At 66.7% G+C, this 12,699-nt stretch carries 13 protein-coding genes, 1 pseudogene and 1 riboswitch; of the genes and pseudogenes, 3 read left to right on the top strand and 11 right to left on the bottom strand.

The genetic code is table 11. The annotated features are described in order from the left end of the window. A partial coding sequence (locus AC2VON_RS18650) for a TetR/AcrR family transcriptional regulator (RefSeq protein ID WP_486954290.1) occupies positions 1-373 on the bottom strand: 373 nt, incomplete at its 3' end. 100 nt (positions 374-473) lie between these two features. On the opposite strand from AC2VON_RS18650, the gene AC2VON_RS18645 reads away from it, so the two are divergent. Together AC2VON_RS18645 and AC2VON_RS18640 are read left to right on the top strand one after the other, a co-directional pair. Beyond that, the gene (locus AC2VON_RS18645; RefSeq protein ID WP_486954289.1) at positions 474-854 is read left to right on the top strand and encodes a GNAT family N-acetyltransferase; all 381 of its coding nucleotides are present in this window, start codon (positions 474-476) and stop codon (positions 852-854) included. Between the two features lie 126 nt (positions 855-980). Continuing rightward, positions 981-1,154, top strand: a riboswitch (M-box (ykoK) riboswitch). Between the two features lie 77 nt (positions 1,155-1,231). Further along, positions 1,232-2,725, top strand: a complete 1,494-nt coding sequence (locus tag AC2VON_RS18640; protein WP_486954288.1) for a stealth family protein — start codon at positions 1,232-1,234, stop codon at positions 2,723-2,725. Here AC2VON_RS18640 and AC2VON_RS18635 read toward each other — a convergent pair. From AC2VON_RS18635 to AC2VON_RS18625, 3 genes are all read right to left on the bottom strand, one after another. Further along, on the bottom strand, positions 2,677-3,651 hold the full coding sequence (locus AC2VON_RS18635; RefSeq protein ID WP_486954287.1) for a phosphodiesterase: 975 nt from the start codon (positions 3,649-3,651) through the stop codon (positions 2,677-2,679). The genes AC2VON_RS18640 and AC2VON_RS18635 overlap by 49 nt on opposite strands. A 169-nt stretch (positions 3,652-3,820) precedes the next feature. Beyond that, positions 3,821-4,147, bottom strand: coding sequence for a type II toxin-antitoxin system PemK/MazF family toxin (locus AC2VON_RS18630; RefSeq protein ID WP_486954286.1), 327 nt, complete (start codon positions 4,145-4,147; stop codon positions 3,821-3,823). Next, positions 4,144-4,371: an antitoxin MazE family protein gene (locus AC2VON_RS18625; RefSeq protein ID WP_486954285.1), complete on the bottom strand. Its 228-nt coding sequence runs from the start codon at positions 4,369-4,371 to the stop codon at positions 4,144-4,146. The genes AC2VON_RS18630 and AC2VON_RS18625 overlap by 4 nt, the downstream gene beginning before the upstream one ends. Before the next feature lie 184 nt (positions 4,372-4,555). Between AC2VON_RS18625 and AC2VON_RS18620 the strand changes: the two are divergent. Next, positions 4,556-4,660 (top strand): annotated as a pseudogene (locus tag AC2VON_RS18620) (type II toxin-antitoxin system VapC family toxin); the annotation flags it as partial. Between the two features lie 149 nt (positions 4,661-4,809). On the opposite strand, the gene AC2VON_RS18615 reads toward AC2VON_RS18620, so the two are convergent. From AC2VON_RS18615 to AC2VON_RS18585, 7 genes are all read right to left on the bottom strand, one after another. Beyond that, the gene (locus AC2VON_RS18615) at positions 4,810-6,255 is read right to left on the bottom strand and encodes a PE-PPE domain-containing protein (RefSeq protein WP_486954284.1); all 1,446 of its coding nucleotides are present in this window, start codon (positions 6,253-6,255) and stop codon (positions 4,810-4,812) included. 168 nt (positions 6,256-6,423) lie between these two features. Then, positions 6,424-6,618 (bottom strand): PIN domain-containing protein, encoded by a 195-nt coding sequence (locus tag AC2VON_RS18610; protein WP_486954283.1) that lies wholly within the window; start codon positions 6,616-6,618, stop codon positions 6,424-6,426. Between the two features lie 142 nt (positions 6,619-6,760). Further along, on the bottom strand, positions 6,761-8,230 hold the full coding sequence (locus AC2VON_RS18605; RefSeq protein WP_486954282.1) for a class I adenylate-forming enzyme family protein: 1,470 nt from the start codon (positions 8,228-8,230) through the stop codon (positions 6,761-6,763). A gap of 119 nt (positions 8,231-8,349) precedes the next feature. After that, the gene (locus AC2VON_RS18600) at positions 8,350-9,279 is read right to left on the bottom strand and encodes an acyl-CoA dehydrogenase family protein (protein WP_486954281.1); all 930 of its coding nucleotides are present in this window, start codon (positions 9,277-9,279) and stop codon (positions 8,350-8,352) included. Further along, the gene (locus AC2VON_RS18595; protein ID WP_486954280.1) at positions 9,276-10,436 is read right to left on the bottom strand and encodes an acyl-CoA dehydrogenase family protein; all 1,161 of its coding nucleotides are present in this window, start codon (positions 10,434-10,436) and stop codon (positions 9,276-9,278) included. The genes AC2VON_RS18600 and AC2VON_RS18595 overlap by 4 nt, the downstream gene beginning before the upstream one ends. Next, the gene (locus AC2VON_RS18590; protein WP_486954291.1) at positions 10,433-11,542 is read right to left on the bottom strand and encodes an acyl-CoA dehydrogenase family protein; all 1,110 of its coding nucleotides are present in this window, start codon (positions 11,540-11,542) and stop codon (positions 10,433-10,435) included. The genes AC2VON_RS18595 and AC2VON_RS18590 overlap by 4 nt, the downstream gene beginning before the upstream one ends. A gap of 17 nt (positions 11,543-11,559) precedes the next feature. Continuing rightward, positions 11,560-12,630, bottom strand: a complete 1,071-nt coding sequence (locus AC2VON_RS18585) for an acyl-CoA dehydrogenase family protein (protein ID WP_486954279.1) — start codon at positions 12,628-12,630, stop codon at positions 11,560-11,562. Between the last annotated feature and the right edge of the window lie 69 nt (positions 12,631-12,699).

Here is a 12,699-nt window from a genome sequence, read left to right as displayed (position 1 = left end):
GGGTCTCGGCCAGGTGCTGGTTGTACAGGCTCAGCGCCCGGTTCAGGCTGTCCTGGGTGCTCGACTCCGGCTGGGCGCTGACGCGGTCGATCACCAGTTTCAGCGCCGAGCTGCTGTCCAGCGTGGCGGTCTCGGTTCGCCAGGCCTGCGCCGACTGGGCCATGGTCTTTTCGACCAGCGCCAACAGCAGATCGTCCTTGCTGGAAAAATGCTGGTAGAAAGCCCGCAGCGAGGTCTTGGAGCGGCCGACGACCTCTTGCACGGTGAAGTCGGTGCGCCCGGTTTCCTCCAGTATGACGATCGCCGTTCTGATAAAGCGCGCGGCGCGGGTCGTCGGTTCGGCCGTGTCGTCGTCGGTGTCGGCCGTGGACATCCCGCCTCCCGTCGGTGCGCTGCAGATAACGCCGTGAGAATGAGGTTACCGCGCTGTGCGGGATGGCGCGGATCAGAATGGCGGATCGCAGACAACCGGCGTGGACTCCGCGCGGGGAACCGAAGGTCTGCGCCTATTTCGCCATCTGTCCCACGAAGTCGTGCGAAACGACGACGGCGTGCCGGGGTCGATGGCTGGGGGCTATTTGCGCATACCCGGATATTTGATCGCGCGTCTGGCAATCGACGCAGCGCTGCATGGCCAGGGGTTCGGCGAGCAACTGCTCCTGGATGCACTTGGGAAAGCCGTCGCCGCGTCGGAGATCGGCCGAGGACGGCTCATCGTCGTTGATGCGATAGACGACGAAGCCCAGTTGTTTTACGAGCATTACCACTTCGTCCCCGTCCGCTACCGCGAGCACCGTCTGGTGATGAAGGTGTCCACAGCGGCTAAGGCACACGGTGAGCACTGGCACGACTGAATAGCCGCTTCCACCAGACCGTTTCGCCAGCGGCCGACGCCAAAACGACCGAACAATGTGACCTTGGCCATGTCTGTCACTTGGGGTTGCGGCATTGCCGGAAGTGTGAATCGATGCTACCGTGCGGAAGCACCTCGTTAGGCGAGGCTCCTGAACGGACACAGGCCACTGATCTGACGACGTCGAGAGACGCCCAAGATCAGGACAGATCTCCCCGGCTTAAGGGGTGATCCCAAGTGGCTTCACCGCTTCGGCGGGGATACGTCGTCCAGTGCCAAAGCTCAACGTGTGAGGGCACCGTCGTTGCTCGGCCGCTCCGCGGAATCCCTCTTTGGTGCGTTTTGACCGAATACCGGGTGCGGAAGGCAGGTGTTTCCATGACCATCGATGTTGCAGTTGTCGGCTCAGCCCATGGGCTGCGCCTGACTCCGTACGAGGCAATGGTGGCGGACCTGCTGTTCGTCCGCGCAGAGCTGGAGACGGCGGGGATCCCCTTCCTGCTCATCCGTGGCGCAGACGGTCGACCGGCTCTAGTCGTGGATATCAGCCTGCGTGCCCGAGTCGGCGAGGTCCTGATGGCCGCGTGCCTGGAAGCGCCGCTGCGCGCCAAGACCCTCGACGGTAATGGGCGCCGCTCGGTTTACCTCGGTGACGGACTGCTGTCGGCAGATCCGGACCCGCGGCTGCTGCGGGTTTTTCGTCGGCGTGAGTGTCCGCGTTCCGGCATGCGGTATGGCGCATCCGCCGGGGTGGAGTTGCAGTTCTGGGTGTTCGACGGAGAGCGGTTCATCTGCCCGATCGAGAACTCGTTGACTCGTAAGATATTGCCGTGCAGCGATATTGTCTACACTACGGTCGAATTGCACGGCCACACATGGCCGACGATCGCGGGTATGTTCGCTCCGCACGCCGGCGACGTCACGTTTGACATCGACATGGTGTTCTCTTGGGTCGACGGCGACGACCCAGGCTTCCGTGCGCGCCGCGCAGCGGTGATGGCGGATCACATTGTTGGCGAAGGAGATGACGCCGATGCCCGGATACGCCAGATCGACGAGCTGAAGTACGCTCTGCGCTCGGTGCACGCCTTCGCGCCATGGGTGCGGCGGATCTTCATCGCGACCGACTCGCCGGTACCCGAGTGGCTCGCTCCCCACCCGAAAATCACCATTGTGCGCGCCGCAGATCACTTCAACGATCTGTCCGCACTACCGGTGTACAACAGCCACGCGGTCGAGACTCAGCTACACCACATCCCTGGCCTCGCAGAGCATTTCCTGTACTCCAACGACGACATGTTCTTCGGACGGCCCCTCTCGCCGACCATGTTTTTCTCGTCGGGAGGGGTGACCAAGTTCATCGAAGCGAGCACACGGATCGGCTTGGGGGCCAACAACTCTGAACGCAGCGGCTTCGAGAACGCGGCACGCGTTAACCGGCAGCTTTTGTGGGCGAAGTACGGCAAGGTTATCACCCGCCACCTCGAGCACACGGCTGCTCCGCTCAGCAAGAGCGTGCTATTGGAACTTGAGCAGGAGTTCCGGCAAGACTTCGCGCGCACCCGGGCGAGCCGATTCCGGGCAAGCACGGACATCTCGGTGACCAATTCGCTGTACCACTACTACGCGTTGATGACCGGACGCGCGGTGCAGAACGAGTCGGCGAAGGTGCTCTACGTCGACACCACTCTGCGTTCTGGGCTGGCGAAACTGCCTAAGCTGCTGAAGAAGCGCAAGGTCGACTTCTTCTGTCTCAACGACGGCAGCTTCCCCGAGGTGCGTGCTGAGGAGCGGGCACGCGTGGTCCGCCACTTCCTGGAAAGTTACTTCCCGGTGCCTGCGCCGTGGGAAGGCGTGGTCGCCGACGAGTGAGCCAGCTGGGTACGCGTAAGCGGTTGTGCGATGCGCGGGATACGGCTGGCGGGCAGGACGGTTACCCCTGCGTCGGCCAGCTCGCGCCGCACGGCCTGCGGCGGCACGAACTGTCCCACAGTGGGCCCGGCAGCTAGTGGAATGACGGTGTGCATCACCGTTTCCGGGTAGCAGTGCACCAGGTTGAAGGCCTGTGCAGCATCGCGACCTCGGGTACCCGCGGTCAACAGATCTTGGGTGTAGCAACTGGCCGAGGCCACCGAGACGGGAATGCCCGCGACGGTGCCTGTGGTGGAGTAGTGCAGGTGCCCGGCGAGGATGCAGCGCACGTCGGTGCCGCGTAACACGCTGGCAAGAGGGGCTTGGTCGCGCAACTCCACAAGTACGGCGAGATCCTGCACGCTGGGAATCGGCGGGTGGTGCATTGCGAGGATGGTGCCAAATGGCGCGGGTTCGGCCAGCTGCGCGGCGAGCCACTGCAACTGCTCCGGCGTGATCTCGCCATGGTGGTGGCCCGGAACCGAGGTGTCCAAGACGATCACTCGCAAGCCGGCGATATCGTGTACGCGATCGATCGGGGCCATCGTCGGCGTCTCGCGTAACAGGTGTTCACGCAGCGCCGCTCGATTGTCGTGGTTACCCATCACCCAGATCACGTCGGCGCCGAGACGGGCGGCCAGCGGTTCGACCAGTTCGTGCAGCCTGCGGTAAGCGTCGGGCTGGCCGGTGTCGGCGAGGTCACCGGTGAAAATCAAGGCGTCGAGACGTGTTTGCGAGCCCGCGAGCCGCTCAAGCAGCTCGCATAACCGGGCGTCTGCGTCGACGTCGCCGTAGAGGTCGGCATCGCCGCTCACGAGGTGCGTGTCGCTGATGTGTGCGATGACGTGGTCCGGTCGCGGATGCTCTGCGACCCCGCGTCTGTCCACCGGACTATCGGACCTCTCTGACGACGGCGCTTGCGTGACGAACAGCGCCAACTCTACCGAGCGGGTCGGGCGGATGCGCGCAAGCGGTTCGGTTCACTTGGACTCGCCTTGCTGGCTGAAGTGATCGCGGTTGCGGGCCGGCGAGCTGTGTCAGCACATCGGATCGGGGTTATTCGGCAAGACCGAGAAATACCAGCAGTGCGCGGTTGAGGCGGATGAGATCGGCGTCGGCGAGGCAGCCGAGATGATCGCGGACATTTGCTCGCGGGATCGTCGTGATCTTGTCGACCATGACGTGGCTCGGCTGCTCAATTCCGGTAACTTTGGTTGGCTGTACCGGGATTCGAGTCAGCGGCGCGTCGACCGGTTCGGCTGTCAGTGGACAGACGGTGATCGAGGCCGTGGCATCGAACCGACTGTCTTGAACGATGACAACAGGTCCTGGCTTACCGGAGTAGGCACCTCGGGCAGCGATGTGGATATCGCCCCGCCTCACTCGGTGGACTCGCCCTCGACCGTGGCCCAGTCCACGGAGATCGCATCGACGAACGCTTGGTCATCTGCCTCATGTTCGCTGGCCGCGATGGCGGCCGACTGGCGGTGCGCTTCCGCGACAAATTCCGGTGCCCGCACGTCAGGCACCCATATCTGGACGGGCCGGAGCCCCCGCGCGCGTAACCGCTCGCGATGTTCACGGACTCGTTGTCGTGTTTCAGCCATAGGAGAATGTTACATGTAACACGACTTGTTGGGCAACGCTCGGCCATGGAAGTTGGACCTGGCGGCGCGCACGCAGGCACCGCGCCGCTGCTGGAGCAGCTGACTCGACAGGGCGTGGTGAGTCGACCGCGACGGGTAGGCCGGCTCACGGCCAGCGGGGCACCTCGAGGGCCGGTCTCTGACCGTGGCGATCGTTTACTTGGACAGCAGCGCGTTTGTCAAGCTTCTGGTGCAGGAGGACGGCAGCGACATCGCTGCGGCGTTGTGGGATGGCTGCGACGCGGCGGTGCTCGCCATCGGAGCCGACGACACCGTCTTCGCCGTGTGGGACCAGCGCCTACGCACCGGAGCGCAGCAGGCCGCTCAACGGCTGGCGCCGCTGACGCTAACGCAGTAGCCGTTGCAACGGTTTAACCTAGGCTTAACCTCGGCCGCCGGTCAAAAGCCCATGCCCAGCTCAACGCCGAGCGGTGACACCACACCGTAGGCAAGGGCGTACGGGATCAGCGCTGTCGCGGCGGCGACCGCCACACCGATTCCACCCATCAGGTTGCCGTCTGCGGCCTGCTCGAAGATGTAGCCGTCCAAGATGGTCGGCAAGGTGATGAGCAACGCGTTCGCGGTGTCCGCATCTGGAAGCAGCGTTGAGTAAAGCTTCGAGAGATCACCACTGAAATCGTTGACGATGTCAGTGAACGACGGGATCGTGGTCGTCGGGTCGACGTCGAGGCCCGATCCGCTGGATGTTACGTCGTTGTCCGGGTTCTGCAGTTGCTTGATCGCTTCGCTGATGCCCTGCTGCAGGCCGTTGCTCAACGCGGTCGACAGCTCCGCTTCGCTGATGCCGTGCGGGAAGCCCGCGGCGATCGTGGTCGGTACGTCGGCGTCGCCCTGGTTCCAGCCGTCGGTGATGCTGCCGTAGCCCAGATTCGCCAGGATGCGCGTGTCGGGCTCAAGCAGGTCGTACAGCGGCTTGCCGATCACCGGGATCGACTGCAGCGGCTGCAGCAGCGGCAGCTCCGCGTTCGGGATCATGTAGTAATTGGCCAGTGTGTCTGCCGACGACGTCGGAAGTTGAATCGCCTCGCCGCCGTCGGCCTGCGGCAGCAGCTGCTCCGGCGTTAGATTCTGATACTGGCTGTGCGCGAAGACGATGCCGAAGATCGCGTTGAGGTCCGATATCAGATTGGTCGAGTACTTCGGAAAGTCGGCGAAGCCGTCGTATTCGATCACGTAGTTGTCGGTCGGGTAGAGATCTGACGGCATGGCGCCGCTGAACGTGATACCCAGGCTCGGGACGGTCGGGTGCTGGCCGTTGACCAGCAAGTCGAAGCTTTCCAACACGCCCCCGTTGGGCGAACTTTCATTGCCGACCAGCACGAAGTGGACATCGCCGGTGGGCACGCCCTGCGCTTTCAGCTCCGGCATCAACAGCGACGAGATCACCGAGCTCTGCGACCAGCCCCAAACCACAACGGGGTTTTCGGCGTTGACGTGCCCGCCGGCGATCTGTGCCAGGATCGACTCGTCCAGAATCTGTTGCCCCTGAGCCTCCGACGTGTCGAACGGCAGCGTTTTCACGCCGGTGACCGGCTGCAGCCCTTCGGGAGTGAAGAACGACTCGGCGTTGCCGGTGAATCCGCGCGGCGCCAGGTACAGCGAGTCAGCCGCGTCCACATAGGCCTGGGACGGCACCGGCGTGCCGCTGCCGCCGATGACGAAGGCGGTGCCGTCGCCCAGCGGCGAGTCCGCGGTCACCCCGGTGAGCTGGACAGCGCGTATCTGGGTTCCGGGAGCAGGTGGCGCCACCGGGGCGATGGCGATCACGGCCGCGCCGGCCAGGGCCACACCGACGGTCGCGTAAGGGCGAAGCGCTGCGTGCACGCCGTCCTCCTCACTCGTATGCGATATCAGAGCGAGCGTATCAAATGTTCAAGTTTGTATCAGAAAATCCAAGGTTAGTTGTGATCTTGAGTTTCGACGCTTTAGAGCGTGCCGCCCGGGGCGACCCATTCGTGTTGGAGATCAATCACTGTTGCGGCGGTTTCGAAGTCACTGTCGTAGTGGATGACGGTGATGCGGTGGTCTGCGTGGGTTGCGGGCACTGAAGGGTGCTTCTGCGTCGAGCACCGCGGTGGTGGCGACCAGGCCTGAGTCGATAATCTCGGTGAGGCGGTCTGCGACGGCGCCGATGTTCATGCGGGCAGCGGCGCTGGTGTCGATGAGGTACTGGGCGACTATCGCCACACGGTCTCACGTAGGGGGCTGCTAGCCCTCCGGCGCGTAGCCAGTCGATCTGGCGGCTGCGGGCGCGGAGGGGGGCGGCTTCACGCAATGCGGTGCGGACGGTGTCGGCGATTGTCGTGGTTCCAAGTTGTACCTAGTCACCTCACCCGCCGCGGGCCTCGACCATCGCCGAGCGGTTGACCTTGGTCGCGGCGGTGCGCGGGATCGCGTCGACGAACTCGACGGTCTTGGGCACCTTGTACGGGGCGAGTCGGCCCTTGGCGTAGGCGATCACCTGCTGCTCGGTCAGTGCCGGGTCGCGGCGTTGGACCACTGCGTGCACCCGCCGCCCCCACTGCGCGTCGACCAGGCCGATGACGACGACGTCGGCGATCGACTCGTGGTCGGCCAGGGCGCATTCCACCTCCGCCGGGAAGACGTTGGCGCCGCCGGTGATGATCATGTCGCAACGGCGGTCGGCGACGTAAAGGTAGCCGTCGGCGTCGAGGCGGCCGATGTCGCCGGCGGACTGGAACCCGTCCGGGGTGCACGGCAGCGGCGGCGCCGCACCGAGGTAGCGGTAGCCGGTCCGCATCGGTGCGCGCAGGTAGATCTCGCCCAGCTGGCCCGGCCCCAGCGGTGTCCCGTGCGGGCCCAGGATCCGGATCTCGGTGTCCCGGAACCCGCGGCCGACGCTGCCCGGATGGGTCAGCCACTCGTCGCCGCGCAGCGCGGTCAGGCCGAGATTCTCGGTCATGCCGTAGGCCATCACCACCTGCTCGGGCGACAGCAGCTCGAACCAGGTGCGCAGCAGTTCCGGCGGCATCACCGCCGCGCCCTGCAGAATCCACACCACGCTGGAGAAGTCGCGCTGCCGGATCTTCGGTAGCGCCGCGATCCGCGCCAACATGGTCGGGGTGGCGGTGAAATTGGTGACCCGATATTCCTCGATCGCGTCGACAACCATTGCCGCGTCGAACCTTTCCAGCACCACCAGCCGGTCGCCCCCCAACAGGCTGGTCAGGGTGGCGAAGCCGTTGGTGTGATACATCGGCCCGGGCACCAAAACCGTCTGCGGCAGCGCTACCGGTGCCCAGTGGGCCAGAAACGGCATACTGTGCTGCGGCGTCCAGATCGCCGGCGTGAGGTTGAGGATCACCTTGGGCAGACCGGTCGAGCCGCTGCTGCAGATGCCGTTGGCGGTGGGGGAGACCACTTCCGAGCCGTTGGGTAGTGGATCGCCGGATTGACTTGCGGCGCAGGAACACAGCGCCGCGCGGGTGGACTCGTCAAGGGTGACGACGGGGTCTATCACCGCGAGCACCCGGCAGCGCTCCCAGTCGGGCAGGTCCCAGCGCATCGGGATCGGGACCGCGCCGATCTTCCAGCAGCCCAGTGTCGCCACCACCAGGTGCATCGAGTTGGGGATCGCCAGCGCGATCAGCGAACCCGCCACGGCGCCGGCCGCCGTCAACGCGCGTCCCCATTGGTTGGCGCGCGCGTCGAGTTCGGCGAACGTCAGCGCATCGGTGCCGCCATCGGGTGCCAGGGTGATGACGGCGACCTCGGCGCCCCGCTGTGCGGCGAGGTCTTGCAGCCGGGCTCCGAACGGGATTCCGGCATCTGGGGTCATAGGCGCCACTCTCCCCCGTTCGGGAGGTGCCCCCACAGCATCGCTGCGTCCCCCGCAAGCGAGTGGGGGCACCTCCCGAACGCGGGGGCGTACCCCCACTGCATCGTCGTCGGCGCAGGTCATGCCGTCCTCGTGAACAGCGTCTCCAACCGGTCGTCGCGGATGGCGAGCGCCAGCCGCAGGGCCAGTTCCTCGCCGCTGGCCGGCAGCCGGATCAGCGGCTGGGTGTGCCGGTCGAGCACGCTGACGTCGGATTCGTCGCAGAACCCCAGCGCGCCAAGCAGTTGGTGCGCCGCTCGCAGCACCTGTCGGGCGGTGTCGACGGCCTTGAGTCGCAGCACCAGGGCATCCGCCGAACGCAGCTGCGCCGGTGTCGATCCCAGCCGCCAGACGGTGTACTTGGCAAGCTCGTCCAGCCCGCGCACCGACACCGACGCGTCCGCGACCGTGAACCGCACGGCCTGAAAGTCCGCCAGCGGCTTTCCGAACTGAACCCGGGTGCGCACGTGCTCGCAGGTGATCTGCAGCAGTCGTTGCACGGCGCCGAGGATCCGCCACGACCCCAGCACCAGGTGGGTGTCGACGTCGGCCCCGGGCACGGTGCCGTCCGGCTCGCCGAGGGTGGCCGGCACCAGGAACGGCCCGAGCATCGCGGCCGTTCGCGACGACAGTCGCGGACGGTAGCACCGCGCGTCGAGGTCGACGGCGATCCACTCGCCGGGCAGGTCACCGTGGTCGATGCGTGGCGCTTCCGGGTTCACCAGGCTCAGCCGCGCACCGCCGATCGCCAGCAGCTCCTCGATCAGCGGGTAGGGCAGCGCGGTGGCGCCGGCGGCCCGGCACAGCACGGCCGCGGCCAGCAGTTCGTCGGAGTAGGATCGAACGTCGAGGTCGAATGCGCCGAGCTCGGCCAGCGCGCTGCGGGCCGCGACCCGGACTTCGTCGTCGGTTTCTGCCCGCAGCGCCGCCGGCGGTCCGCCCAGCTGGGCGAGCCGGTCTGCGGCGACGGCTGCGAAGTCGGCGATATCTTGCGGCAGTGCGGTTTTCATCGAGGCGCTCCTCCCAGCACCTCGCGTGCTACCAGCATCCGCTGGACCTCGATGGTGCCGGATGCCACGGTGGCGGCTTGCGCGTAGCGCCAGTGGTCCTCGATCGCCCCGTGCAGCGGCGCGGAGAAGCCGCTGTCCAATGCCCTAGGTCCCAGCACGTCGAACAGCAACTCGGCGACCTGTTGGTCACAGGTGGTGGCCGCGATGCGGGCCGCGCTGGCCGCGGGTCCCGCCGCCGGGTCATCCAGCAGCGCCACCGCGCGGTAGGCCAACAACCGCGCCACTCGCAGGTCGACGAGGGCGCGGGCCCACCGGGTGCGCAGCGACTCGGCCAGGCCGTCCCAGCCGTCGCCCAGCTCGGTGCGTATCCGGTGCAGCAGCGATTCGCAGCGTGCATACCGGGCGATCCCGACTCGCTCGAAGGCCAGCGCCTCGCGCATCACCTGCCAGCCGCTGCCGACCTCACCGAGCACGTCGTCGGGCTGCGCCGGCACATCGTCGAGGAACATCTCGTTGAGGTGGTGCGGACCCAGCATCGACTGGATCGGCCGGACGGTGAGGCCGGGACGATCCATCGGTATGAGGAACAGGGTGAGCCGCTGTGACTTCGGCGCGTCGGGATCGGTGCAGGCCGCCAGCACGCACCAGGACGCCATCTGCGCGTACGATGTCCAGACCTTCTGACCGGTGATCCGCCAGCCGTCGCCGTCGGGCACCGCCCGGGTCCGCAGCGATGCCAGATCGGTTCCGGCCTCTGGTTCGGAAAAACCCTGGCACCAAATCACTTCCCCGCCGGCGATGGCCGATAGATGCCGGTCCTTCTGCTCCGGCGTGCCGTACCGCATCACCGCCGGGCCCACCCAGTTGATACCCATGTACTGTGCGCCGCGGGGCTCGTGATGAGCCCACATCTCCTCCCGCAGCACCGTCTGCTGCCAGACCGAGCCGCCACCGCCGCCGTGTTCTGTGGGCCACGCCAGCGCGAGCAGCCCTTCGGAGGCCAGCAGCTTGCAGAACGACTGGGTGGTCGCAAGATCGCGCGGATTGTCGGTGCACGCGCCCAAAAAGCCCGCCGGGATGTGCGTGGAAATCAACGCCCGCAAGTGTTTCCGCAAGTCTGCGGCATCCGCGCCGAGGTCGTAGTCCATCCCCGTCATCCCTTCGGCAGCCCGAGCACCCGCTCGGCGACGATGTTGCGTTGAATCTCCGATGTCCCACCGTAGATGGTGGCGGCAAGGGCGTCCTGACGCTCGAATAGCAGATCCGGGTCGGTGATCGAACCGGTTCCGGCCGCCACCGCACTCAACTCCCAGACCCGCTGCAACGTCGTCGATCCGAGGAGTTTCAGAATGTCAGCTTCGGGGCTGGGCCGATCGGCCAGTTCGTCGTCCAGCGCCCGGTATCCGGTTGCCCGCACCGCCTCGGCGTCGGCAAGCAGCGAGCCGAGGTCAGCGACGATGTCGCCGTCGGGTTCACCGCCCCGCAGCTTTAAGGCTCGGCGCACCGAGGCGAGGCCGCGTTTGATTTCGACCCAGTTCATGATCCAGATCATCTGCCGTTCGTGCTGCAGTGACGACAGCGCGACCTGCCAGCCGCCGTCGAGTGGGCCGAGCAGGTTGGTGGCTGGCACCTCGACGTCATCGAGAAATATCTCGCAGAACGTCTCGTCGGACTTCGACGCCATGCGAATGGGTTTGACGGTCACCCCGGGTGAGCGCAGGTCCAGGATCAGACAGGAGATGCCGCGGTGCTTGGCTGCGGCAGGATCGGTGCGGACGTACAGTGTGCACCACCGCGACTGGTGGGCTTGGGTGGTCCAGATCTTTCGGCCGTTGATCCGGAACACCTTTCCGTCCGTCTCGGCGCGGGTGCGTAAGCCCGCGAAGTCCGACCCGGCTTCCGGCTCGGACATGCCCAGCGCCCACCACTCGTCGCCGCGGAGCACCGGAACCAGCAGCCGGTCCATCTGCTGCGGCGTGCCGAAGCGGCGGAGCGCGGGCGCGACGACATTGGGCCCGGCGATGTTGGGTAGCTTGGGCGCGGACCGCAACGCGGCCGCAAGCCGGATCTCCATCGCCGTTCGCACGTCCAGCGACCGGCCGCCGTGCTCGCCCGGCCAGGTCGGCTGGAGCCAGCCGGCATCGAACGCGGCGCGCTGATAGTCACGCCGCAGCCCGATATCCCAGCGATACTGCCGATAGCGCTCGCCGTAGTAGTCGCTGGGTAGAAATCCATTCAGCCAGGCGGTGAACTCGGCCACCACTTCCGCGCCAGGGCAGGTCACCCCTCACCCCCGATGAAACGGCGGCCCACGGCGTCATACAGCGCGCGGCTGTCACCCAGCGCGGCCGCCGCCTGCCAGGCATGGCGCAGGTACAGGTGGATGTCGTGCTCCCAGGTCTGCGCGATCGCACCGTGCACCTGCACCGCGGTCCGGGCGCAGCCGACCGCCGCCTCGCCGGCGGCGGCCTTGGCCAGCGCGGCCGCGGTCCACACGGAGGCCGGGCTGGCGTTCACAGCGTCGAGGCCGGCCGCCGCCGCATAGGTGAGGCTGCGGGCTCGCTCGAGCGACACGTAGTTGTCGGCCAGGGCGTGTTTAACCCCTTGGAACGCGCCGATGGGCTGGCCGAACTGGCACCGGGTCTTCGCGTGCTGCACGGACCGGTCCAACACCGCGCCGGCCACCCCGACCAGGTCGGCAGCGGCGATGACCAACGGTGTCGCCAGCGCAGTTTCGACGTCGACGGGCATGGCAGCGATCGGGACGGTGTCGATCTCGAGGTCGGCCACCGGCTGTGCGGGGTCGACGCACTCGACCGGATGGACGACGACGCCGTCGCCGCCGGCCACCGCGGCGACCACCCCGTCGGCGGAGTCGGCCAGCGTCACGATCAGCTCCGCGCGCGCCGCCCAGCCGACCGCGACCGCACGTCCGTGCAGCCGTCCCGACCGCAGCGTCATCGGCACGCCCGGCAGTCGCTGCCCGGTGCAATGAACCGCGAGGGCGGCGACGGTGCCGCCGGCGATGTCGGCCCTGACCTGGCTGGGCTCCAGCCCGCCACCGCGCAGCAGGCCGGCGGCCATTCCGACGCTGGCCGTCAGGGGAATCGGGGCGATAGCGGCGCCGCACGCTTCGGCGACCACCGCCAGCTCGGTAACCCCGAACGAGCCGTCGGCCGGCGGCGCCGCCAACTCGGTCCAGCCCAAACCGACGGCCGTCTTCCACAGCGCACGCCAGCGGCCCGGATCCGTCATCGCCTGGCGCGCGACGTCGGGTGGGCATTCAGCGCGCAGCACCTCGCGTACGCTGTCTGCCAGCGCCAGCTGCTCCCGGCTCAGTCCAACGTTCATATCACCTCTAACATAGTAAAAATAGTAAACTAGCCGCGTCAATCGCCGTAGGCTGATCGGCTGTGACGC

It is taken from the genome of Mycobacterium sp. TH-M82 (genome assembly GCF_057473605.1).
Note: the sequence above shows the minus strand (reverse complement) of the source record. Positions and strands in the feature narration are given on the sequence as shown.